This is a genomic window from Cryobacterium sp. 10C3 (genome assembly GCF_034314285.1).
Taxonomy (GTDB): Bacteria; Actinomycetota; Actinomycetes; order Actinomycetales; family Microbacteriaceae; genus Cryobacterium; species Cryobacterium glucosi.
Map to the genome: position 1 here is coordinate 3,746,086 of NZ_JAVIWF010000002.1, position 21,454 is coordinate 3,767,539.

The following is a 21,454-nucleotide window of genomic DNA, read 5'->3' on the forward strand; positions in this document are numbered from 1 at the left end:
TTCCGGGTGGCGACCGCGACGCGGGATGAGCCAGACGGGAAACGGGAAGCTGCGTATCCGGTTGAAAAAGTCTGGAGGCATGACCTATGCCTGGACGGTATCGACTACTCGGCTTGGCCACAGCTTCGCTCCGGCGTGATGCCAGGATTCCCGGAATTTAACAGCCCTGACTCCCCAATGCATATTGAACCCGTGTACACACGCATGGATAAGCCGAGCGCCTATAGTTCCTTGCGCAACACGCGGGGCGATTTGCGCATGGAGTTTTGGTGGCACGGCCTCGGCCGGCCCTTCGACACCCTCAGAAGCGGGGACAGTGGAAACTGCACCTGGATTTGCCCTAACGGGCATGTGACCACATCCATGTGCGAGGTGAAAGTAGCAGCGGCAAAGGCGGTCTGTGCATTCTGCAACCAGAAGCGTCCAATACCCGGGCTGAGCGATTTGGAAGCGACGCACCCGTTCACGGCGAGGTTCTGGAATCCGATTCGCAATGCGCCCCGCGAAATTCACACGGTATCGGCTGGCTCAGCATATGACGCTTGGTGGCGCTGTCCAGACCGAGGTCATGAGTTTCAGCGACCCGTCTACCAGTTCGTCGTTCATCCAAGCTGTCCAGGGTGCGGAGACCCCCATCGATACCGTGCCGTCATAGATGTTCGCTCGAAGTACCCACAGTTCGCTCGGCAATGGGACCCCGAAAGAAACTCTTCGCCAGAACCGCCACCACTGGTAGACGAGTACCGCAACGAGGTTTGGTGGATTTGCGATAAAGGGCATCCCTTCAGCTCGACGGTTCGCGACCGACAACGGCGAGACGGCAACTGCCCAATCTGCACCTCAAGACGCTTGCTGCCCGGGGTAACTGACCTCGGGGCCGTGTACCCATCGATTGCAGTCGAGCTTCACCCAACACTTAATGATGGCCTGCGTGCAGAGAACATCTTTGCCCATTCGCAGAAGAAGCTCTGGTGGCTCTGCCCAAACGGGCATGAGTACCAATGCGTTGTCGCGGTCCGAACCCGACACTGGGTGGGCTGCACAAAATGCACAGGCAGACGAATTGTTGAAGGCGAGACAGACCTCGGAAGCGCAGTTCCAGAAGTTGCATCCCGGTGGCATCCGACGATGAACGGGGCACTCACGCCTGCCGACGTGCACCCTGGCTCAGCTCAAAAGGCTTGGTTCACGTGCCGCTGTGGGAAACCGTACCAAACCGAAATCCGGATGATGCGCCCTGACAGATACTGCCGGAAATGCACCGACTATCTCCGGTGGCACGCTATTGCAAGGCGCGAGGGTGTGGGCGCTTCGCTCTAGAGTCGAGATGTGGCTAACTCGACCTGCCACGTACTTCGACAACGTCAGCTTGGCGGGCACGCCCAAGGCCTACGGGCTTGGCATTGGCACTGCCGATGGTACATTCTCGAGAGACTGGGGTCTGTCGGCTCCGATCGCCAATATTCCGGCTGATGGTTGGTCACTGCCGCTGACGGGTCTGGTCACGTTCCCGACAGGCGGCATATATCACCTGCAGACCCAGGCGGACGACGGAACCCGGATCTGGATCGACGACAACCTTGTCCTTGATGACTGGAAAAACGCGGCCTCCCATTGGTCCCCGGACGGCAACGTAACAGCGACAGCCGGCAGACATCCCGCATCAGGGTGGAGTACTTCGATACCGCTGCCACAGCCAGCCCCCGGTTGTACTGGACGGGGCCAGCCTGGCGTCGCGCGCGGTTCCGGTGAGCTCATCCCCATGAGCTCGCTACGCCCGGGCCATTGACAAGTGGCCAAGTCAGATGCGACAAATTTGACAGTTCTTAGTGAAATCGGTGGCCAACTCCTTGCGAAAGTGGCCAACTAAATCGCGAAACGACACCTGGACCGGTAGGACGGCGGAAGGCCGGGAGCGCACTGCGCCCCCGGCCTTCCTCGTTCGCTCCGGCCGGCTAGTGGGCGGCCGTGGCGTCGGCGTGGCCCGAAGCGTCGTGCCCCGAAGCGTCGTGCCCCGTGTCCTGCGCTGCGCCGTGTGCCAGGTGCTCGGCGATCTTCTGGATCTCCGGGCCGTAGGTCCCGGTCCCGGCGTCGGTGGCGATCTGCTGGGCAGCGGCATCCTGCTGCTCCGCCGGCAGTGCCTTGAGCGCGGTCAGGGCGCTCTGCAGCTCGACCGGGAGCTTGTCGAACAGGGCGGGGTTGTCGACAAGGCTCAGGGCGAGCTTGGTGACGGCGGGACCCGCGTCCGTGGTGTCCGTCGCGGTGTCGCCGCCGGCGCCGGGGGTGCCGGCGTCGAGGCTGCCCTCGAGCGCTGCGTGCAGGGCGGCGCGCAGCGGATGCTCCGGGTCGGCCTGGATCGCAACGGCGAGCGCCTGCGCCTGCCCGCCATAGTTCCCGGCGAGAGCCGACGTGGCGATGAATTCGGCGGCGGCGGTGCGGTCCCCGTCCGAGGCCTGCGTGAGGGTGGTCAGGTCGGCCTGCAGATTCGCAGGCAGGCTCGCAAAGAGCTCGGCGTGATCGGAGATCGTCGCGGCGACCTTCTGGGCCTTCTCGCCGAAGTCCTGTCCGTGCGCGAGGTCCCCGCGCAGCTCGTGCGCGACGGAGCTGAAGAACGAGGCGCCCGGGGTAGCGGGGGCGGATGCCGACGGGGTCGACGGGGTGCCCGGTTCGGCGGTTCCGCCCAACGGGCTGGCCGTTGCTCCCTGCATGCCGGTGCCGAGCAGGGCACCCGCGGCGAGCACGGAGGCGGCGCCGATCGTGAGGCGCTTCTTTCGAGAGGTGGCGGTAGCCGAGGAGTTCTTGTTCTGGGTCACAGTTATTCCTTTCGATTGCGTGCGGCCGACGGTGGGTGCAATCCAGGGCGGGCCCGGATGGCGAACCGATGCCGGCAGCACGTGGCGAGTCTAGGCAGCCCGGTCGGCCAGACCCTCCGTGTCTGCTGGGTGCCCAGCCCAGGAGACGGATGAGTGTTGCCAGGACTTCCCGCCCAATGTCGGCCGTCGTCCGGCAGGCATCCAGGGTCAGGTTGCCGCTCTCACCGGGCGTTTCCGGGGCCGGTCCAAGCGCGCGACTCTCCGTGGATGGCGACACCGGGTCCGGGCCCGGCGGTGCAGGAATTACGCTCTCGGCTGAGTCGGCGGCCGCAGCGTGTCCCTCGTTGGGGGACTAGTGCTCAACGTGAGGATGTGTCACCATAGACAGAATATCTCATTACCTGGTTCCACCCGTTGAGTCTGACGAACAGTCAGCTCCGGCGACGTACGCGCGACACTGAAGTGATTTGACACTGGAGTTACCGGGTTCAGCACCACGATCTGGTACTTCGGAGTCCCCTTAAATGAACAAGAATCACCTGGCGGCAGCGCTTGCGCTTTCGCTGGCTATACTCGGCCTCATCGCCCCCACGAACGTTTCTTCCGCCCAGGCGGCGACGCCGTCGTCCGTCAAGGTCGTCGACTCCGCGAACATCATTACGGACCCGGCCTGGTTCACACAGGCGTACAACGAGGGTATCCGTCTCTACGTGATGCACTCGACCGCGTGGGGCAGCTGCGCCCCTGGGAGCACACACAGGCCCAGCTGAAGATGGCGCTCGACGCCGGCCTCAAGATCGCCGTCTATACCCGGGATGCGACGTGCTGGCAGGGCGGGATCGCCGCGGCCGGCCCGTACCAGTCGCAACTGCAGTTCTTCGCCCTCGACGTCGAGACCGGGAGCTCGCCGGTCACCCGCGCGATGGTCGACGGGGTGCGTGCGATGGGTGTGCGGCCGGTGATCTACAGCGGTTCGGGGATGTGGCCGAGCATCATGAACAACAGCGGCGCCTTCGCCGACGTGCCGCTCTGGGACACCAATGCCGGTGCGGTGAACTACAGCGGCTGGCTCGCCGACACGGGCGCGCCCGCTGCGGTGTCATACGGCGGCTGGAACACCGCCGCGAATCCGCGGATCGGCGTGCAGCAGAAGTTCGAGCACAACCTGAACGGCGTCCTCGTCGACCTGAACTCGTTCGACGCGACCTTCCTCGGCCTCGGTGCCACGGCGCCCGTGGCGCCCGTGGTCGTGGCGCCTGCGCCGACGCCGACGCCGACGGCCACTCTCACCCCGACTCCGACTCCCACGCCGGCGCCGGCGAAGGTTCGGATCCACCACCGGCGCTGACGCGGGCATCCGCTCGCCCGCCGGACCGAGCGCGGGCGTTCCGCCGCCACGCGGGTGGTCGACCACCCGCGCAACGGCGGAAGACCCGCGCTCGGCGATGCGCTCGGGGCGCGGGGGTGCGGCGGGGGGTCAGTCCTCGTCGGGGATGACGACGAGAGTCACCGGGATGTTTCCGCGCGTGGCGCGGGAGTACGGGCAGACCTGGTGGGCCGCCTCGAGCATCTCCTGGGCGACGACGGGGTCGACGCCGGGCAGCTGGGCCTCGATCGTGACCTCGAAGTCGAAGCCGGTGGCCATTCCGCCGACGAGGTGCACCTCGAGTGAGACGGCGGAGTCGGTGACGCTGACCTTGCGCTGGCGGGCGACGCCCTTGAGCGCGTTGTGGAAGCACGCCGCCCAGCCGCTCGCGAAGAGCTGCTCGGGGTTCGTGCCCGCGCCGCCGTCGCCGCCCATTTCGGCCGGAATGGACAGGTCGAGGTCGAGCTTGTTGTCGCTCGTGACGACCTTGCCCGTTCGTCCGCCCCAGGAAGTGGCGGATGCGGTGTAGACGGCGGTGCTCATTGTGTCTTCTTTCGTGGTGGGCCGGGGCAGACTGGGGGTGGCCCTTGTGGAAGTGCTTCGTATTCGAAACAACTAGGAGCGAGTCGTGAGTATTCCCCCATCGGGCGGTGCGAATCCGGGCGATCCTGAGCGGATCGGCGCGGCCCCGAGTGTGTCGCCCGCGGAGATGCGAGCCTGGGCGGCCATCGTCGAGACCGCGAACATCGTGCAGTTCGCCGCAGACCGCCAGTTGCGGGATGCCGTGGGCCTGACCCTTGCCCAGTTCGAGATCCTGCTCCGGCTCCTCGAGGTGCCAGAGGGGCGGTTGCGGATGACCGACATCGCGGACGCGCTGACGGTGTCCCGCAGCGGACTCACTTATCAGGTCGCCCGGCTCGAGGCCCTCGGGCTCGTGGAGCGACGCCCGTCACCCGGCGACGAACGTTCCGTCATCGCGCACATCACCGCAGCGGGTCGGGCAGCACTCGCCGCCGGCGGACCGGGTTACGTCACGCTCGTGCGTGAGATGCTCTTCGACCGCATCGGGCCGGAGGAACTCGCGACGGTCACCGAGATCCTCGGCGACGTGCGCGCGCAGCTGCGGTCACGTCCGAAGCGGTCGGCGTTCCGGCGTTCCCGCGGCGCTGCCGCTGCGGGGGATTGACCTCCCGGCGCCGCTCACGCCGTCGGGATCAGCTCGGTGCGGGGCACGGCTGCCCGCCGACGAGATTGAGGCAGGACGCGAACACGGAGGGGTACGGTTCACTCAGCGAGGATCCGAACCAGGTGTTGTAGAACAGCCAGAAATTCAGGTTTCCGTGCGTCGAGCATCCGCCTCCGTCGCCGTTCGTGTCGGCGAGTGCCGCGGCATCCGGCTGGTACGGGGTGTAGTTGTACAGGTTCGCCGTGGCCTGGTTGCGGATCTGAACCGTCGCCGCGCCGCACGCGGCGTCGGGGTTGTACGCGACGCTGACCGCGCCGACCTTGTAGGCGCGTTCGGGCTCCTGGGTGTACTGCCGGAACTGCCACGCGGCCCGGTAGACCTGGTTGAAGAAGCCGAAGTACTCCGCGGCGCAGTCGGCGGTATCCGGGCAGCCGTAGCCCGTCGCCCGCAGGTAGCCGGATGCGCTGGGCCGGGTCAGCAGGGACTGTTCCTTCTGCAGCAGCACGAGGAGAACCCGCGGGCTGATCGTGCAGGCCTCGGCGACCTTCTCGATGATCGTGCTCGCACGCTCGTTCGGCTCGCCCGCGTACGCAGCGCAGTGGCCGGGGCCCTGCGCGGGTTCGGACACGGTCGACTCGCGGTACTCCCAGAGGCACGGCGACTCGTCGCGTCGCACACAGTTCCGGCCTTCCAGGAAGGACTGCACCTCGTCGGTCGTCATCGCATTGGGGTTGAAGAAGTTGTAGTCACTGATCAGGGCGCCGGCGTCGAAGACGGCGGGATCGGAGGGCGCCGTCCGCGGCACGACGACCGAGCGCACGAGGAAGCCGCCGGCCACGATCGCGGCGACCGTCGCGACGGCGATGAGGATTCGTCGCTGGGAGGCGCGGAGAGGCATGACTCCACCCTAACCGGGCCCGGCAAACGATCGGGGCCGGAGAGGTGCCAGCGCCAGGGCTGACGCGGGGCTGACGGTGCGGGGTGGCCGCGACGGTTTTTCTCGCGGTCGGGGGTGTTTTCCGTCGCGCCCCCTTTGCCGGGAGTAGCGTGGGAGCATGTCAGGCATCGATGCAGACCAGTCTCCAGCTCCCACCGGCAGTATCGTCGTCGGGCACGACGGCTCCGACTATGCGAACCATGCGCTCGCGGTCGCCCTCGACCTCGCCGGGCCGCTCGGCGCATCCGTCGTCGTCGTCCGGGCCTGGTCGATCGACACGGCCCCACGCCCGGCCGACTGGAAGTTCGGCTATGTTTCGCCCCTCACCGACTACGCCGGCGCGGTACGGGAGAAGCTCGAGGCCGATGCCGGGCCGATCGCGGCGAAGCATCCGGGAGTGCCCGTCGAGTACCGGGCGGCGTACGCGACGCCGCTCAGCTGCCTGATCAGTGTTTCCCGCGGCGCACGGATGCTGGTGGTCGGCTCCCGCGGGCGCGGCGGCCTCGCCGGGATGCTGCTCGGGTCGGTCAGTGAACAGTGTGTGCGACACGCGGACTGCCCTGTGCTCGTGGTGCGGCCCGGCGTACCGGCCTGAGCGGCCCCTAGCGTCCGGCCGCGGGGCTCCTGAGGTCGGCGACCGACGCCCGGGGGATGAGTTCCGTCGGGAGTTGGATGTCCTCGACCGGCTGACCCGGTGACTCGATCTCGGCCACGAGCCGTTCGACGGCGAGCTCTCCGAGTTGCTCGACCGGGCGCGCGACGACGGTGATCCCCGGGACCATGTATGCCGCCCACGGGCTGTCGTCGACCGTGACCAGGGACACTTCGCGTCCGATCGCGAGCCCCCGCGAACCCGCGACCTTGAGCACGGACAGCGCCATGTCGTTGTTGGAGGTGAAGATGACCGTGGGTGGGGAGGCCAGGTCGAGCATCTCTGCGACCGCGGCCTCCGATGACTCGGGGACGTCTTCGCTGAAATGCCAGACCTGGTCTTCGGGAGGGATGCCCGCGTCCCTCTCGGGGGCTCACCAGCCCAACGGCGGCAAGATCTACCTCGACGGCGTCGAGCGGACCTGGGGTTCGCCCCGGGAGGCGCTCGAGGCCGGCGTCGAAACCCTCCACCAGGACTCGGGGCTCGCCCCTCACCTCACGGTGTCGCAGAACGTGTTCCTCGGCCGGGAGAAGACCGTCAAGGGAATCTTCGGCAAGATGGGCTTCCTGGCCCGCAAGGAGATGGAGCATGACGCCCACGAGGACCTCGAGCGCGTCGGGATCGCCGTTCCGGCATCCGACCGCCCGGTGTCCCAGCTTTCCGGCGGTCAGCGCCAGGCCGTGGCGATCGGCCGCGCCGTGGCGTGGGCGCGCCGCGTGATCATCCTCGACGAGCCGACCAACCACCTCGGTGCACGGCAGGCCGGCGAGGTGCTGCATGTGATCAAGGCCGCGAAGGCGAAGGGGCTCGGCGTGATCTTCATCTCGCACACCCTACCTCATGTGCTCGAGGTCACCGACCGGGTCGTCGTGCTGCGGCTCGGCAAGATCGTCATGGATGCCCCCACCTCGGAATTCGACGGGGATCGCCTGATCGGTGTGCTCACCGGAACCATCCAGACGGTCAGGGTCGAGGGCGACTGACCCGCCGGTCGGACGCTCCGGGAAGCAAACGAAGCAGCCCCCTGGCGGCGCACTGCAGACACTCGCAGTGCTCCGCCCGGGGGCCGTCTTCGTGTCCTGAGACCGTGCGCGCTGGTCTCAGACGCTCGTGCGGAGCAAACCCCCGACATCCGTTTCCGCCCCGCCCGCTTCGGCGCGATTGGCCTCCAGCCAGGCGGTCAGGTCGGCGGCCGACAGGGGACGCGAATAGCGGTAGCCCTGCACCCCACCCGTGCCGAGGGCCTCGAGGAGACGTTGCTGGTCAAGCCGCTCGACGCCCTCTGCGACCGTCGCGACGCCGAGCTGGGCGCACAGCCGCACGATCGCCTCGATGACGGAGCGGTCGAAGGGATTGGACACCGCGCCGGCGACGAAACTCATGTCGATCTTCACGATGTCGACGGGGAGCGCGCGCAATGACGTCAGGGAGGCATAGCCCGTGCCGAAGTCGTCGATTGCGATCCCGACGCCGAGCGCTCCGATCGCGCGGAGGCGACCGATCGCGGCGGGGGAATCCAGTACGACGGTCTCGGTGAGTTCGATGATGAGATCCTTCGCGAGGGTCCCGGTGTCGGCCAGGCAGCCGATGATCGAGTCGACGAACCCCTCGCGGTCGAGCTCGTGGGCCGAAACGTTCACGTGCACGGCCACCGTCGCTCCAGGATTGGCCGTCCGCCATGCCGCGGCGTCGAGGCAGGCGCGTCGCATCACGAAAGCGCCGATACCGATAATCGCTCCGGTCCGCTCGGCGACATCGATGAAGTCACCGGGGAAGAGCAGGCCGCGTTCCGGGTGTTGCCAGCGGACGAGGGCCTCGACGGCGGTGCACTGCAGCCCGGGGAGATCGAGGATGGGCTGGTAGTGCACGACGAGCTCGTCGGCGGCCGCCGCGGCCGCGAGCTGCCATTCGAAGGTGACCCTGGGATTGTCCACGCGGAGGAGGCCAGGCTCGAAGACCTGGACGCGGTTCTTGCCGTTGGCCTTCGCCGCGTACATCGCCACGTCCGCCTGGTGCACCAGATCCTCGATGTCGATCCCTGCTGCTGCTGTGGCGATGCCGATGCTGACGCCGACTTGCGCGGTGTTCCGCTCGAGGGTCACCGGTTCGGCGATCGACCTGCCCAGGTCTGTGGCGATGCAGAGGGCATCGGAATCACTCTTGCCGGCCAGGATGATGGCGAACTCGTCGCCACCGAGCCTGGCGCAGATGGCATTGCTCCCGGTGTTTGACCGCATCCGCTCGGCGACCTCGATGAGGAGTTCGTTTCCGGCCCGGTGTCCGAGAAGGTCGTTGACGTCCTTGAAATCGTCGAGATCGAGGAAGAAGATGTGGACGCCGCTGGCATCGTCGACCGTGCCCAGGATCGCGGTGAGCTTGGTCATGAACGACGCACGGTTGTTGAGACCGGTAAGCGGGTCCGAACTGACCTGGACCGTGAGCTCCCCCTGGACCGTACTGTTGCGGAGGGCCAGCGAGACCTGGTTGGAGAGCGCCCGGACCGAAACGAGGGCCTCCGCCGGGATCTTCCCGGGGGCGCCAACGAAGATCCAGGCATTCGCCTGCGCGTTCGAGGCGAGGCAGGCCCAGGCCAGGGGAGCGCCGACGGCGGAATCCAGTGCGCTCGGGTCCGCGATGGTCGAGCCCGTCGTGGAGCCGCCGCTGGATGTGGCGACGACCTCGGCCGGGAGTTCCGTGGGCAGGACGGCGAATTCGCCCGACGAGCCAACTACCCGGAGTGCGGGACCGTCGCGTACGACCCGGACGACACGCAGTCCGGGGGTCGCGACGCAGATCTCCTGGGCCGCGGCCCAGCCGATGACCCAGATGTCCGCCTCGTCGACGACGCCGAGCAGCAGGGATCCGGTCGCCGCGAGTTCGCGGTCGCGGCGCATTGACTGTTCCATGGACCGCAGAACGATGCTCAGTTGGCGCACGATCACGAAAGTGAGGAAGACGGTCGGAATCGTGCCCAGGGTGGTCGCGGGTAAGATCACGGCGGTCGGCCCATGCACCGGGGCCCACAGTAGGACCGTGGTGACGAGTCCAAGCGAATAGAGGGTGCAGCGAACGAGGGACCTGGTCGTGGAACCGTAGAGTCCGCGCAGCCAGACGGCGCCGAAGACGACACCGAGTGCGGCAGCGGGATCCGGCAGCGCGAGGGCGAGTGCGACGAAGGCGACGGAATCGATCAGGTCGAGAATGAGCGGAACCCGTCCCGTGACGAACCCGTAAGACCAGGAGGCGATCAGGACGGCCCCGGTCGTGAGGGCGATGAGGAGCGCTCCTTCAGTGTCGGAGGCCAGGATCGCGGGGATCGTGAGCAGGAGCGTGGCGATCGCGAGCCAGGTGAAGAGCCACCGGGTGCCCTCCGTCATTCCTTCCGGGCGGCGAAATGGATTCCAGAGCCTGGAGAAATGGGCTTGTGGATGCTGTGTGCCGGTCATGTGAGGCCGAGTCCCGTCAGTGTGTAGGCCGGCGAACCCAAGGGTCCCGTGCCTTTGCGACCCCGCCTTTCGACGGGTGTGCCTGTATGAGACCGCAGAAATGGGTGCTTCCTCACACAGGCCAAGCCTAGCCGCCCCCTGCCCGAGGGCCATTCCGGTCGAGAGCGACCGGTGTTGCGGTCACTCTCGACCGGAAAGGAGCACCCATCCGTGTCGGGTAAACTCGAATGTCGGATTTGAGGGGTGTTTCGGTGGTCGACCTGGAGCTTGAACGGGAACAGAACTACGTGGCAACGCTGTACGCGCGTCTGGACGCGCTGCAGCGGGAGGCCGAGGACCAGCTGACGGCGGTGCGGTTGCTCGACGTCGGCGGAAATCATCAGACCCGCTCCGAGCGGGACACCTTTGCGCGCCTCTACGAGGACCGGATCGTGCAGTTGCGGGAGATCGACGACCGGCTGGCGTTCGGCCGGCTCGAACTGGCCGCGGACGACGCGAGCGGCGACTCCGTGTTCCGCTACATCGGCAGGGTCGGGCTGCGCGACGAAGACTTGCAGCCGATGCTGCTCGACTGGCGGGTGCCGCAGGCGAGTGCGTTCTATCAGGCGACGGCCGCGACCCCGCTGGGAGCCAGGGCCAGGCGTCACCTGCAGTCCAGGGGGCGGACCATCATCCGGATCGAGGACGAGATCCTCGACGCCGAACGCCTCGGCGGAGAATCCTCCGAACATCAGGGGGAGGGAGCGTTGCTCTCCGCGCTGACCGCCCAGCGCACCGGGCACATGCCCGACATCGTCGCGACCATCCAGGCGGAACAGGACCGGATCATCCGCTCTGACCTCGCCGGAGTGCTCGTCGTCCAGGGCGGGCCGGGCACGGGGAAGACCGCCGTCGCGCTGCACCGTGCGGCGTACCTGCTCTACACGCATCGCGATCGCCTGAAGCACAACGGGGTGCTCATCGTGGGGCCGTCCCGCTCGTTCCTGCAGTACATCGAGGCGGTGCTGCCGTCGCTCGGCGAGACCGGGGTGGTTCTCTCAAGCGTGGGGCAGCTGTACCCGGGCGTCGAGGCGACCCGCGAGGACGTCCCCGCCGTCGCGGCGCTCAAGGGCCAGGCTTTCATGGCCGCGCTCATCGCCCATGCGGTGCGCTCCCGGCAGCGGATCCCGGTGGGGCCCCGTCAGCTCGAGGTCAACGGCGACAAAATCACCCTGGCCCCGCAGCTCGTGGCGAACGCGATCGCCAAGGCGCGCGAGGGCGGCAAGCCGCACAACCTCGCGAGGGTCACCTTCGTGAAGACCGCGATCGGCGCGCTCGCGCGCGACTGGCTGCGCCAGCTGCAGCAGGGCGGCGCCTCGATGGACGAGTCCGACCTGCCGATGCTGCGCGAAGACCTGCGGCTCGGCACATGGCGTGCGCGTCGCGCTCAACACCGCGTGGCTGCCGCTCACCCCCGAGAAGCTCGTGCAGGATCTCTACGCACGCCCGCAATGGCTCGCCGAGCTCACCCCGGGCTGGAGTGCGGAGCAGAGGGCGCTCCTGCACCGGGCCAGGGACGCCGAGTTCACGATCGCCGATATCCCGCTGCTCGATGAGGCGGCCGAGCACCTCGGCGAGTACAACGTCGTCGACGCCGCCCAGAAGCGCGAGCAGAAGGAACAGCGCAAACGCGACATCGAGAATGCCGAACTCGCAATCGCGAACATGGACGTGAAGGGTCTCGTCAACGCGCGCGCCCTGGCAGACAACTTCGCTGAGCTCGGCGACCGGGCCACGACCGCCGAGCGTGCGGCCGTCGACCGCACCTGGACATACGGCCACGTCGTCGTCGACGAGGCGCAGGAACTCTCGCCGATGCAGTGGCGGCTGCTGCTGCGCCGGGGGCCGCGCCGGTCGTTCACGGTCGTCGGCGATATCGCGCAGGCCGCATCCGCCTCAGCATCCGGCAGCTGGAAGGAGGCGCTCGCGCCCATCCTCGACGCCTCCCTCGAGGCCGGGCGCTGGCGCCTCGAGGAACTGACCGTGAACTATCGCACACCCCGCCAGATCGCGACCGCGGCCGAGGAGATGGCGATCGCGCACGGGCTGCCGGTGACGCCCTCGCGGGCGGTTCGCGCGAGTGAGTGGCCGATAACCGTCGAAGCGGATGTCGCGGCAGCGGTTCACCGCGAGCGCGCGCTGCGTGCGGGCGGTACCCTCGCCGTGATCGCTGCCGATGCGGCGCTTGAGGCCGTCGGGGCGGAGCTCTCGGCGGAGTTCGGGGACCGGGTCGGTCTCGGCGCCCTCGGGCTCGGCAGGGAGATCGCACTCCTCGGGCCTCGCGACGCGAAGGGCCTCGAGTTCGACGCCGTGATCGTCGTGGATCCCGCAGGCATCGTGGCCGCCTCGGAGCGCGGGGCCGGATCGCTGTATGTCGCCATGACCCGCGCGACGCAGCGTCTCTACCTCGTCGCCGACCTGAACTCCGCGCTGCCCGCCGGCCTCACCCGCTGACCCTCGCCCGCTGAGCCTCACCTTCGCGCCGCCCGTGAAGTTCCGCGACGGGACCGCGCCGGGCGGGCGAGGCGGCGGGGTCAGGGGCTGGGCGCCTCGAAGTAGAGGTGGGCGTGCGCCCGGCATCCGTCGTTGAAGGGCGCCGCGCAGTGCGGGCAGCGTGTCGCGGCACGGTAGTCGGTGATGCTCAGGGTGCGGAGGCAGGCTCCGCAGAGGATCGCCTGCTCCGCCCAGAGCGCGACCGGCCACTGCCGCGCGGCATGATCGGCCGCGGCGGCGTGGCAGAGGTGGCAGGGGTAGAACCGGCGGCAGCAGTAGAACCGGATCGCGACGACATCCGCCGCCGTGTTGTAGTGAACGCACCGCGTCTCGTCGTCGACGGGCTCGCCGAACACCTCGAGGTCGGTCGTGCCCAGCAGTTTTCGGCCCGGTGGCTGCACCAGCGGCCGCCTACTTCTTGGCGGCTGCGGTGACCTGGTCCTGGACGAAGGTGGAGAACACCGTCGCGTCGGTCAGGGAGCCGGTGTAGGCGACGCCGTTGACGAGCACGGTCGGGGTTCCGGCGACCTTGGTGAGGGTCGTCGAGTTGGGCAGCGGGCCGGCGAGGGCGCGCTTGGTCGCATTGCCGACCCAGGACTTGAAGGCACCGTCAGTGATGCACTTCGTGATGCCGGCGTCCGTGGCTCCCGCGGTCGTGACCAGGCTCACAAGTTCCTGATCCGTCAGGCCGGCGGTGCTCTCAGCGGGTTGCTGGGCGAACAGGGCGGCGTTGACGGCCGGGAATGCGGCGGGCTGGTAGTTGGCCACGCACACGGCGGCGTTCGCTGCCCGGGTCGAGTACTTCGTCCCGGCCGAGTTGGCGTCGAGGATGGAGATCGGGTGGTACTCGAGCGTCGCGTTGCCCGCGGTGACCCAGGAGTTGATCGCGGTGCCGTTGGTGGTCTCGAACTGGCCGCAATAGGGGCACAGGTAATCGGCGTAGACGACGATGTTCGCAGTGCTCGTGAGCGTGGTCTGGTCGGTCGCGACCGGCGTGGCGTCCGCGGCGAGGGCGGCCGTCGGGACGGCGGTGATGGTCGTTCCGTCGCCGGTGAGCAGGACCCCATCGCTGGCCATGTTCAGCGGGCCGGCGGCCGCGGGGCCGTTGCTGTTCACGATGACGAGGGCAACGACGACGGCGATCGCAACCAGTCCGGCACCGATGCCGCCTCGCAGGAACAGCTTGTTTCGCTTGTCCTTCTTCTGCTGGGCTTCACGCATCAAGCGGGCGCTCTCCCGTGCCGCATCGCGGCGGTCCTTCTTCGGGGGCGTGCCTTTGCCGGGGAGGTTGCTGTTCATAGACCCTGTACACCGTTTCGTCGCGAGTGACTTATCGAATCTAGGTTAGGCCGTCCACCTCCACGCCCCGTGCCATCGGGCTGGGAGCCAGCTGTGAGGAGGGTTAGAACCAGGTGCTGAGGTGCGGCGGCTGCCCTGAGCGGAATGCGGCGTCGACCTGCGTCGCGGCATCCTCCGTGTGCTCGGTGACCCTGCCGGCGCGGCTCAGCACGACGGCGCTCGGGCCGCCCAGGTAGAGGGCGGAGAGGGCGGCGACCGAGAGGCTGAGGTGGGCCGCTCCCGCCGGGGTGGCCTCGCCCGCGGCGAGCGGATGCGCCGAGCCGGCACCGTCTGGAGAGACAGTGAGCAGGAACTCGCCCCCCGCGATGCCGAGGTCGTCGGAGACATCGAGGAGGAAGACGCCGGGTGCGGCGTATCGGCGGTGCTCGAGTGCGGCAGGCACGTCGAGGAGGCGCAGCCAGAGGTGGTCGCGTTCGGCGGAGGCGCGCACGGCCCGGGGGTTCTCGAGCTGCCAGACGAGGGGCTCCGCGGTACTCCGGAGCGGGGCGGAGACCTCTCCGATGAGGTCGAGGTCGAGCAGGAAGCGCCAGAGTGCTGTGTATGCCGCGTCGGTCGCCGCGACCAGGTCGACGACGTCGAGCCGACCAGGGTAGGCGTCGCCCTCGAGCGTGACGCTGTAGACCGCGAATCCCTTCGGTCGGCCGGTCGGGTCGTCGAAGCGCACCGTCTGCCGCGTCGGGGTGGCGGCGGTCGTCGGGGTCGGGGCTGCCGCCTCGGACGGCTCGGCCAACGCGGGGGTCGTGAGTCCGAGGATCTGGTCCCAGAGGCTGTCGCGACGGTCGACGTCACCGGCGCCGCGCCTTCTGGCGGCGTCGAAGATCGCCGGGGCGTCGTGGCGCAGCGATTCGGGGAGACGAAGTGCAGCCGCCCCGTGTCCGTCGGGGCTGCCGGGGCCGGCCGTGCGTCGCCGGTGGTGATGGTGATGCTTGCCTGGTGCGCGGCCGGCCCGAACCCGTATCGCGCGTAGATAGTGGCCTCCGACACGGTGAGCATGGCGAGTGGCAGGCCGAGCCCGTGCGCGGTGCGGAGCTCGGCGGTGAGCAGGGCGCGGGCGAGGCCTCTGCGGCGGTGCGTCGGCGAGACGGTGACCGAGCTGATCGCCCAGGCGGGCAGCGTGCCGCCGCCGGGGACGCTCAGGCCCATCGGCCAGGACCGCACCGTCGCGACCGGGGTGAGCGGATCGGCAGCGGTCGCGTCGAGGACGGCCGTCACGCGATCCCCTGCGGTGTTCGCCAGGCGGCGGACAAGTTCGTTGTCGTCGGGCGCGCCCTCGTGGAAGCCGCGCGCTGTCGCGCGGTGCCAGTGTCGCCGGGCCTCGGTGTCTGCGGCGTCGATCAGGCGCAGTTCGAGGCCGCCGATCGCGAGCACGGCCGCCGATTCCTCGTCGATGGGCGTGCGTGCGAAGTCGGGTGCCGTGTAGTCGTTCACGGCCCTACTGTACTGGCCGGGGACCGGCCGGAGTCAGCTCGCGACGGTCGCGGCTGGCGTCCCGGGCCCGGGGACCGGAGGGACGAGCGCTCGTGCGACGGCCGCGCGGCCGACGGCGGCGAGGGACTCCGGCCCCGCCTCGGAGTCGATCTCGCCGCGTGGCACGGTCGCGAAGCCGAGGGAACGCTCGCCGAGTACGATCACCCGGCCACCGCCGGCCTCGAAGGAGCGCAGCTCGTCCGTGAGCGGAGTGCCGTCCGTGTCATCGGGGGACGGCGGTCCGGCGAGGATCAGGATCCGGGGCGCTGCCCGCGCAGGGATCGGACGAGTGCGAGTTCACGGTCGGGATCGCCTGCCGTGACGGTCACCGTGACGGTGAGTCCGGCATCCGCTGCCGCGTCGATCACGCCGGATGCCAGGAATGCGTCGCGCGGGTCCGCGATGTCGGTGACGACAAGGGCGACCGTCCGGGTGCTTCCCGTGGCAACGGCCTGCGCCGAGAGGTTGGGAGTGTAGCCGAGCTGGGCGGCGGCCGTGAAGACCCGGTCGCGGTAGTCCCCGTTGACGGTGCGGGTGCTGCCGTTCAGGGCACGCGACGCGGTGGCGAGGGACACGCCAGCCGCGGTGGCCACGTCGAGCAGGGTGGGTAGCCTGGATGACGGACTCATCGGTCCATCCCCTTCCTGGGGACTGGCGGGCCGGGTCGCGGTTCGGGTCGCGGTTCGGCAGGTGCTTGTCATTGTGGCACGCCGGGCGCGGGGAAGGCGTGTGCGGGCCTGAGACTCTCCTGCGGAACCGGGAATTCCCCCGGCGGGGCGACCGGGGGAATTCTGCCTGCCGGCAGTGGCTGCCGGGCGTTCGGAACCTAGTTCAGCGCGAGTGCCGACCAGGAGACCGGCGGCAGGATGACGGTGAGTACCCCTTCGGTGAGCAGCACGCCGTCGAGGGGCTTCAGGCCGACCCGATTCTGGTCGGCGAGTGTGTTCCTGGCGTAGACATCCGCATCGTGCAGGGTGACCGCTTCGGTGAGGAACGTCGCGTCGAGGCCGGAGACGTCGATCGACACCTGGATCGACTCCGTCTGGCTGCGGTTCACGAGGAAGACGGCGGATGCGCCCGTCTCGGCATCGAAGGTCGCGACGGCGTCGACGAGGGGCGCTGCACCGTAGAGGGCCGTGTCATAGGTCCCGGCATCGATCCGGGGCTTCAGCACGACGCCGCGGGCGAGTCTCGAGGTCACCGAGAACGGGAAGAACGTGGTCTGGCGCCAGCTCGCCCCGCCCGGCTCGGTCATGATCGGCGCGATGACGTTGACGAGCTGCGCGAGAGAAGCGGATCCGACCCTGTCGTGGTTCTGCAGGAGCGTGATCAGCAGGTTGCCGAGCACGACGGCGTCGGCGACGGAGTAGACGTCCTCGAGCTGCCGCGGCGCGTGGCGCCACTCCTCGTTGACCTCCTCCGAGGCCTGGTGCTCGTCGAGGTACCAGATGTTCCACTCGTCGAAGGAGAGCTGGATGGTCTTCTCGCTGCGGAGCTTGTACTTGACGTGGTCCGCCGTGGCCTTCACCGTCTCGATGAAATAGGTCATCTCGAGGGAGGACGCGAGGTACGAAGCGAGGTCTCCCTTGCGCTCCTGGTAATAGGCGTGGCAGGAGACGTAGTCGACGTATTCGTAGCTGTGCTCGAGCACGACCCGCTCCCACTCCCCGAAGGTCGGCATCGCAGAACCGGAGGAGCCGCAGACGACGAGCTCGAGGCTCTTGTCCGCGGTCTTCATGGCGGATGCGGTGCGAGCCGCGATCTTCCCGTAGTCGTCGGCAGACATATGGCCGATCTGCCAGGGTCCGTCCATCTCGTTGCCGAGGCACCACATCCGGATGTCGTACGGCTCGACCGCGCCGTTCCGGATTCGCTGCTCGCTGAGCGCCGTCCCGTCGGGCTGGTTGGCGTATTCGAGAAGGTCGAGGGCGGCGTCGATGCCGCGGGTGCCGAGGTTGACGGCCATCATCAGCTCGGAGTCCGTCAGGGCGCACCAGCGGGCGAACTCCTCGAGGCCGACCTGGTTGCTCTCGAGCGAGTGCCAGGCGAGGTCTCGGCGCACCGGTCGGTCCGCGCGCGGTCCGACGCCGTCCTCCCACTTGTACCCGGAGACGAAGTTGCCGCCGGGGTAGCGGATGGTCGTCGAGCCGAGCTCCTTGACGAGGTCGACGACGTCGAGCCGGAACCCGTCGGCGTTGGCGGTCGGGTGGCCGGGTTCATAGATGCCGTCATACACGCACCGGCCGAGATGTTCGACGAAGGAACCGAAGATCCGGCGGTTGATGGGTGCCACGACGGCTGAGCGGTCGATGACGATTGTTGCCTGTGTCACGCGAGGAAAGTCCTTTGGAATCGAGATGGGTGGAAGAGGTGCGGATGCTTACTTGACGCTGCCGAGGGAGAGCCCGCCCTGCCAGTACTTCTGCATCGTGAGGAAGGCGATGATGAGCGGGATAACGGAGACCAGTGCTCCGACGATGACGATGGTCCAGAGCGACTGCCCGCCAGTGTTGACGCCGGCCTGGGTCTGCAGGGCGCCGAGCCCGACGGTGACGGGGAACAGGTTCGGGTTGGAGAACATCACGAGCGGCAGGAAATAGTTGTTCCAGGTGCCGACGACGCTTCGAGCAGCAGCACGGTGACGAGGGCCGGGCGGAGCAGGGGAGCGCGACGCGGAAGAAGATCCGCAACTCGCCGGCCCCGTCCATCCTTGCGGCGTCGATCATCTCGTCCGGGATCGCATCCTGGGTGTAGACCCGCATCAGGTAGACGCCGAAGGGATTGAGCATGGACGGCAGGATCACCGCCCACATCGTGTTCGTCAGGTGGGTCGCGCTGAACATCACGAACATCGGGATGACGAGGGCCGTCGCGGGGACCATGACCGAACCGAGCACCAGGGCGAAGAACGGGGTGCGCCCGGCGAAGCGGTACTGCGCGAAGCCGTAGCCGGCGAGCACCGAGATGACGGTCGCGCCGATGCCGCCGGTGAGGGCATAGAGGAACGAATTGCCGAGCCAGTGCCAGTACAGCCCGTTCGAGTACGTGAACAACAGCTGGATGTTGTCGATCAGGTTGAACTTCCCGAACCAGAGCGGGCTCGTGTCGCCGCTGAAGAGCGTCGCCTGGTCCTTGGTGCTCGCGACGATGAGCCACCAGAACGGAAGCGCGAAATAGAGGATGAGGCCGACGAGGACGAGGTGCGGCAGGACGCGACGCCCGCCGGCCCGGCTGGCCTCGCGGGAGGCATGGGACCGCTGCTTCTCCGGTCGCGGTGAGGTGGTCGAAACGAGCACGGTCATGAGTTCAGTCCGCTCTTTTTACGGGTGAAGTGCAGGAAGATATAGGAGCCCACGAAGACGACGAGCCCGAGGGCGAACGAGATCGCCGAGGCGTAGTTGAATTGCGAATAGGAGAACGCGAGCGTGTATGCGTAGATGTTCGGCGTGTACGAGGCGGTGATCGATCCCGAGGCCATGCTCCGCAGGATCTGGGGCTCCGTGAAGAACTGCAGGGTTCCGATCAGGGCGAAGACCAGGATCAGGACGAGCGAGGACGAGATCATCGGGATCTTGATCCGGAGCGCGGTCTGCCAGGCGTTGGCGCCATCGATCTTGGCCGCCTCATAGATCGAGGTGTCGATGCCCTGGAGCGCCGCGTAGATGATGATCATGTAGTAGCCGGCCCACTGCCAGGTCACGACGTTCACGAGGCTGCCGAAGATGTTGTCCGGCGACAGCAACTGCGGCGCGTTGAGGCCGAACCAGCCGGCGACCTCTGCGGCGGGGCCGAAGCTCGGGCTGTAGAGGAAGCCCCACATCAGGGCGCCGATCACGGCGGGAACCGCGTAGGGAACGAAGATCATCAGCCGGGAGAACTTGGAGAACCGGCTCGTGATCGAGTCGAGCAGCAGGGCAGCGCCGAGCGAGACGAGCATCTGGATCGGGATCAGGATGATCGAAAACCGCACGACGAGCCAGACGCCCTCGAGGAAGAGAGGATCGGTGAAGGCCTTGGCGTAGTTGTCGAGGCCGACCCAGTGGGTGCCCGTTGCCACGGTCTTGTTCTGCAGGCTGAGGATGAAGGCGTAGACGAGGGGCGTGAGGAGGAAGAGCACCAGGAAGACGGCGAAGGGGGCCACGAAGAGCCACCCCCAGCGTGCACGCCGGGCGCTGACGCCCGATCCGAGCCGGCCGGGTTTTTTCAGGAAAGCACGGTCCGGGGTGACGGAGCGTCTCTCGATGGTTGAGGACAACATTGTTCCTTTCCAGGGGCCGGGTGGTCGGCCGGTGCGTGAGCCCGGCCGACCACCGTGGGTCCGGGTTATTTGACCGTGTACCCCTGTGAGGTCGCGTACTCCGTGACGGCCTTCTGGTACGTCGCGAGGGCATCCGCCGGCGTGGCGGCACCGCTCGAGACCGAGTTGACGGCCTCGGTGAGCTTGTCGTACGCGAGGTTCTGGAACGGGCTGACCTGGAAGCCGCTGTAGTCGTTCGCGGCGGCGAGGAAGACGTCCTTGTTGATCTGCTGGCCGCCGAAGAAGTCGTAGGCGCGATCGGTGAAGTACGAGGAGGTCAGGATCGGCTTCCAGAGCGGGAAGAGTGCGGCCTTTTCAATGCCGAGCTTCCAGGCCTCTTCGGTTCCGAAGATGTCCTTCGCGACGGTCGCGGCGGCATCCTTGTCCTTGGCCTGGCTCGTCACCGAGAAGGCCGATCCGCCGATGTTGACCTGCTTCGGCGTTTCGCCTGCCCACTGCGGGATCGGGGCAGCCTGCCAGACGGCACCGCTCTCGGCGCCGGTGAACCCGGCGAGGTAGCCGGGCAGCCAGGCCGCCGCGATCGTCGAAGCGTAGGTGCCGTCGACGAGGTGCGTGTTGTAGTCGGTCGTCGACGCGTCCTCTGTGCCGACAAGGCCCTTGGAGACCAGGTCCTGCCAGTAGGTGAGGACCTTGAGGCTCGCGGCGTCGTTCAGGTCGACCGTGACGTTCGTTCCGTCGACGGTATAGGGAATCGAGCCGGCCTGCGCGAAGAGCGCCTGCTGGTATGCCCGGCCGTTGCCGGCGAAGTCGGTGATCATCGAGGTCGATCCGGCATCCTTGAGGGCCTGCGCGGCGGCCGCGTATTCTTCCCAGGTCGTCGGAACCGCGATGCCGTACTTGTCGAAGATGTCCTTGCGATAGAGCATGCCGACCGGTCCGCCGTCGACGGGGATGGCGTAGACGCCTGCCCCGCTGGACTCGTCGGCCCAGGCGCCCTCGGAGTAGTTCTGCTTGATGTCGGCCGTGTAACTCGTCAGGTCGGCGAGGGCGTCCCGCGGGATGTAGCTCTGCACGACCTCGGTCTCGAGCATGATGACATCGGGAGCACCCGAGCCGGCCTCGATGGCCGTCGAGAACTTGGTGTACTCGTCATTGCCCGCACCGACGTTGGTCCAGCAGACCTGCACCTTGTCATGCGTGTTGTTGAACAGGTCGACGACCGATTCGAATTCGGGATACCACGCCCAGACGTTGACCACGGTTGCGGCAGAGTTGACGATCTTGTTTTGGCAGCTTGCTTCGGCCGCCCCGGTTGAGCAGCCGCTGAGCGTTGCGGCGAGCATGATGGTGACGCCCCCGTTGCCAGAATCTTTTTCACTTGTGTTGGTCCATTCCCGGTGTGCAGACACCCTTGTCTCGGTATTGGCGACGGGATCCG

At 67.7% G+C, this 21,454-nt stretch carries 21 protein-coding genes, 2 pseudogenes and 1 riboswitch; of the genes and pseudogenes, 8 read left to right on the forward strand and 15 right to left on the reverse strand.

What is annotated here, in order from left to right; genetic code table 11:
• Window positions 1-363: 363 nt before the first annotated feature.
• Both RGU41_RS21115 and RGU41_RS21120 read left to right on the forward strand, forming a co-directional pair.
• Window positions 364-1,320, forward strand: coding sequence for a zinc-ribbon domain-containing protein (locus RGU41_RS21115; protein ID WP_416173191.1), 957 nt, complete (start codon window positions 364-366; stop codon window positions 1,318-1,320).
• A gap of 7 nt (window positions 1,321-1,327) precedes the next feature.
• Entirely contained in the window at window positions 1,328-1,789 is a 462-nt protein-coding gene (locus RGU41_RS21120) for a PA14 domain-containing protein (RefSeq protein WP_416172979.1), read from the forward strand.
• Between the two features lie 166 nt (window positions 1,790-1,955).
• Here the strand turns inward: RGU41_RS21120 and RGU41_RS18850 are convergent, their stop codons facing one another.
• Complete coding sequence (locus RGU41_RS18850) at window positions 1,956-2,813, reverse strand: hypothetical protein (RefSeq protein WP_322137095.1); 858 nt, start codon at window positions 2,811-2,813, stop codon at window positions 1,956-1,958.
• Window positions 2,814-3,337: 524 nt separating this feature from the next.
• Between RGU41_RS18850 and RGU41_RS18855 the strand changes: the two genes are divergently transcribed.
• Both RGU41_RS18855 and RGU41_RS18860 read left to right on the forward strand, forming a co-directional pair.
• Window positions 3,338-3,583 carry a hypothetical protein gene (locus tag RGU41_RS18855; protein ID WP_322137096.1) on the forward strand — a complete coding sequence of 82 codons (246 nt, stop codon included), beginning with the start codon at window positions 3,338-3,340 and terminating at the stop codon, window positions 3,581-3,583.
• Complete coding sequence (locus RGU41_RS18860) at window positions 3,541-4,161, forward strand: hypothetical protein (protein WP_322137097.1); 621 nt, start codon at window positions 3,541-3,543, stop codon at window positions 4,159-4,161. Before RGU41_RS18855 ends, RGU41_RS18860 begins: the two co-directional genes overlap by 43 nt.
• A 129-nt stretch (window positions 4,162-4,290) precedes the next feature.
• On the opposite strand, the gene RGU41_RS18865 is transcribed toward RGU41_RS18860, so the two are convergent.
• Window positions 4,291-4,722, reverse strand: a complete 432-nt coding sequence (locus tag RGU41_RS18865; protein WP_322137098.1) for an organic hydroperoxide resistance protein — start codon at window positions 4,720-4,722, stop codon at window positions 4,291-4,293.
• Between the two features lie 85 nt (window positions 4,723-4,807).
• On the opposite strand from RGU41_RS18865, the gene RGU41_RS18870 reads away from it, so the two are divergent.
• A complete protein-coding gene (locus RGU41_RS18870) occupies window positions 4,808-5,365 on the forward strand; it encodes a MarR family winged helix-turn-helix transcriptional regulator (protein ID WP_322137099.1) in 558 nt (185 codons plus the stop codon).
• Between the two features lie 28 nt (window positions 5,366-5,393).
• Here RGU41_RS18870 and RGU41_RS18875 read toward each other — a convergent pair whose 3' ends face one another.
• On the reverse strand, window positions 5,394-6,263 hold the full coding sequence (locus tag RGU41_RS18875; protein ID WP_322137100.1) for a hypothetical protein: 870 nt from the start codon (window positions 6,261-6,263) through the stop codon (window positions 5,394-5,396).
• 157 nt (window positions 6,264-6,420) lie between these two features.
• On the opposite strand from RGU41_RS18875, the gene RGU41_RS18880 reads away from it, so the two are divergent.
• Complete coding sequence (locus tag RGU41_RS18880; RefSeq protein WP_322137101.1) at window positions 6,421-6,897, forward strand: universal stress protein; 477 nt, start codon at window positions 6,421-6,423, stop codon at window positions 6,895-6,897.
• 7 nt (window positions 6,898-6,904) lie between these two features.
• Here RGU41_RS18880 and RGU41_RS18885 read toward each other — a convergent pair whose 3' ends face one another.
• On the reverse strand, window positions 6,905-7,306 hold the full coding sequence (locus tag RGU41_RS18885) for a substrate-binding domain-containing protein (RefSeq protein WP_322137400.1): 402 nt from the start codon (window positions 7,304-7,306) through the stop codon (window positions 6,905-6,907).
• Here RGU41_RS18885 and RGU41_RS18890 point away from each other — a divergent pair.
• Window positions 7,305-7,937 (forward strand): ATP-binding cassette domain-containing protein, encoded by a 633-nt coding sequence (locus RGU41_RS18890; protein WP_322137102.1) that lies wholly within the window; start codon window positions 7,305-7,307, stop codon window positions 7,935-7,937. The two genes, RGU41_RS18885 and RGU41_RS18890, sit on opposite strands and share 2 nt — an antisense overlap.
• Before the next feature lie 117 nt (window positions 7,938-8,054).
• Here the strand turns inward: RGU41_RS18890 and RGU41_RS18895 are convergent, their stop codons facing one another.
• Entirely contained in the window at window positions 8,055-10,331 is a 2,277-nt protein-coding gene (locus RGU41_RS18895; RefSeq protein WP_322137103.1) for a putative bifunctional diguanylate cyclase/phosphodiesterase, read from the reverse strand.
• Between the two features lie 88 nt (window positions 10,332-10,419).
• Window positions 10,420-10,493: riboswitch (cyclic di-GMP riboswitch) on the reverse strand.
• A gap of 134 nt (window positions 10,494-10,627) precedes the next feature.
• Between RGU41_RS18895 and RGU41_RS18900 the strand changes: the two are divergent.
• Window positions 10,628-12,893, forward strand: a pseudogene (locus RGU41_RS18900) (HelD family protein).
• An 80-nt stretch (window positions 12,894-12,973) separates the two neighbouring features.
• On the opposite strand, the gene RGU41_RS18905 reads toward RGU41_RS18900, so the two are convergent.
• From RGU41_RS18905 to RGU41_RS18950, 10 genes and pseudogenes are all read right to left on the reverse strand, one after another.
• Window positions 12,974-13,333 (reverse strand): CHY zinc finger protein, encoded by a 360-nt coding sequence (locus RGU41_RS18905; RefSeq protein WP_322137104.1) that lies wholly within the window; start codon window positions 13,331-13,333, stop codon window positions 12,974-12,976.
• A 10-nt stretch (window positions 13,334-13,343) separates the two neighbouring features.
• Window positions 13,344-14,231 carry a DsbA family protein gene (locus RGU41_RS18910; protein ID WP_322137105.1) on the reverse strand — a complete coding sequence of 296 codons (888 nt, stop codon included), beginning with the start codon at window positions 14,229-14,231 and terminating at the stop codon, window positions 13,344-13,346.
• Window positions 14,232-14,334: 103 nt separating this feature from the next.
• Window positions 14,335-15,396 carry a sterol carrier protein domain-containing protein gene (locus RGU41_RS18915; protein WP_416173192.1) on the reverse strand — a complete coding sequence of 354 codons (1,062 nt, stop codon included), beginning with the start codon at window positions 15,394-15,396 and terminating at the stop codon, window positions 14,335-14,337.
• Window positions 15,294-15,719 (reverse strand): annotated as a pseudogene (locus tag RGU41_RS21125) (GNAT family N-acetyltransferase); the annotation flags it as partial. The gene RGU41_RS18915 and the pseudogene RGU41_RS21125, both read right to left, overlap by 103 nt.
• 33 nt (window positions 15,720-15,752) lie before the next feature.
• On the reverse strand, window positions 15,753-15,923 hold the full coding sequence (locus RGU41_RS18925; RefSeq protein WP_322137107.1) for a hypothetical protein: 171 nt from the start codon (window positions 15,921-15,923) through the stop codon (window positions 15,753-15,755).
• Between the two features lie 86 nt (window positions 15,924-16,009).
• Window positions 16,010-16,387, reverse strand: a complete 378-nt coding sequence (locus RGU41_RS18930) for a LacI family DNA-binding transcriptional regulator (RefSeq protein ID WP_322137108.1) — start codon at window positions 16,385-16,387, stop codon at window positions 16,010-16,012.
• A gap of 197 nt (window positions 16,388-16,584) precedes the next feature.
• Window positions 16,585-18,090 (reverse strand): alpha-N-arabinofuranosidase, encoded by a 1,506-nt coding sequence (locus RGU41_RS18935; protein WP_322137109.1) that lies wholly within the window; start codon window positions 18,088-18,090, stop codon window positions 16,585-16,587.
• The gene (locus RGU41_RS18940) at window positions 17,987-19,060 is read right to left on the reverse strand and encodes a carbohydrate ABC transporter permease (RefSeq protein WP_322137110.1); all 1,074 of its coding nucleotides are present in this window, start codon (window positions 19,058-19,060) and stop codon (window positions 17,987-17,989) included. The genes RGU41_RS18935 and RGU41_RS18940 overlap by 104 nt, the downstream gene beginning before the upstream one ends.
• Window positions 19,057-20,016, reverse strand: a complete 960-nt coding sequence (locus RGU41_RS18945; RefSeq protein WP_134446821.1) for a carbohydrate ABC transporter permease — start codon at window positions 20,014-20,016, stop codon at window positions 19,057-19,059. Before RGU41_RS18945 ends, RGU41_RS18940 begins: the two co-directional genes overlap by 4 nt.
• A 65-nt stretch (window positions 20,017-20,081) precedes the next feature.
• Window positions 20,082-21,359, reverse strand: a complete 1,278-nt coding sequence (locus RGU41_RS18950) for an ABC transporter substrate-binding protein (RefSeq protein ID WP_322137111.1) — start codon at window positions 21,357-21,359, stop codon at window positions 20,082-20,084.
• Between the last annotated feature and the right edge of the window lie 95 nt (window positions 21,360-21,454).

Bases quoted from the DNA above. Each gene is read 5' to 3' on its own strand.
- RGU41_RS21115 (WP_416173191.1), top strand. From the start codon at position 364: ATGTGCGAGGTGAAAGTAGCAGCGGCAAAGGCGGTCTGTGCATTCTGC.
- RGU41_RS21120 (WP_416172979.1), top strand. From the start codon at position 1,328: ATGTGGCTAACTCGACCTGCCACGTACTTCGACAACGTCAGCTTGGCG.
- RGU41_RS18855 (WP_322137096.1), top strand. From the start codon at position 3,338: ATGAACAAGAATCACCTGGCGGCAGCGCTTGCGCTTTCGCTGGCTATA.
- RGU41_RS18865 (WP_322137098.1), bottom strand. From the start codon at position 4,722: ATGAGCACCGCCGTCTACACCGCATCCGCCACTTCCTGGGGCGGACGA.
- RGU41_RS18875 (WP_322137100.1), bottom strand. From the start codon at position 6,263: ATGCCTCTCCGCGCCTCCCAGCGACGAATCCTCATCGCCGTCGCGACG.
- RGU41_RS18880 (WP_322137101.1), top strand. From the start codon at position 6,421: ATGTCAGGCATCGATGCAGACCAGTCTCCAGCTCCCACCGGCAGTATC.
- RGU41_RS18890 (WP_322137102.1), top strand. From the start codon at position 7,305: ATGCCCGCGTCCCTCTCGGGGGCTCACCAGCCCAACGGCGGCAAGATC.
- RGU41_RS18895 (WP_322137103.1), bottom strand. From the start codon at position 10,331: ATGACGGAGGGCACCCGGTGGCTCTTCACCTGGCTCGCGATCGCCACG.
- RGU41_RS18910 (WP_322137105.1), bottom strand. From the start codon at position 14,231: ATGAACAGCAACCTCCCCGGCAAAGGCACGCCCCCGAAGAAGGACCGC.
- RGU41_RS18930 (WP_322137108.1), bottom strand. From the start codon at position 16,387: ATGAGTCCGTCATCCAGGCTACCCACCCTGCTCGACGTGGCCACCGCG.
- RGU41_RS18940 (WP_322137110.1), bottom strand. From the start codon at position 19,060: ATGACCGTGCTCGTTTCGACCACCTCACCGCGACCGGAGAAGCAGCGG.
- RGU41_RS18945 (WP_134446821.1), bottom strand. From the start codon at position 20,016: ATGTTGTCCTCAACCATCGAGAGACGCTCCGTCACCCCGGACCGTGCT.
- RGU41_RS18950 (WP_322137111.1), bottom strand. From the start codon at position 21,359: ATGCTCGCCGCAACGCTCAGCGGCTGCTCAACCGGGGCGGCCGAAGCA.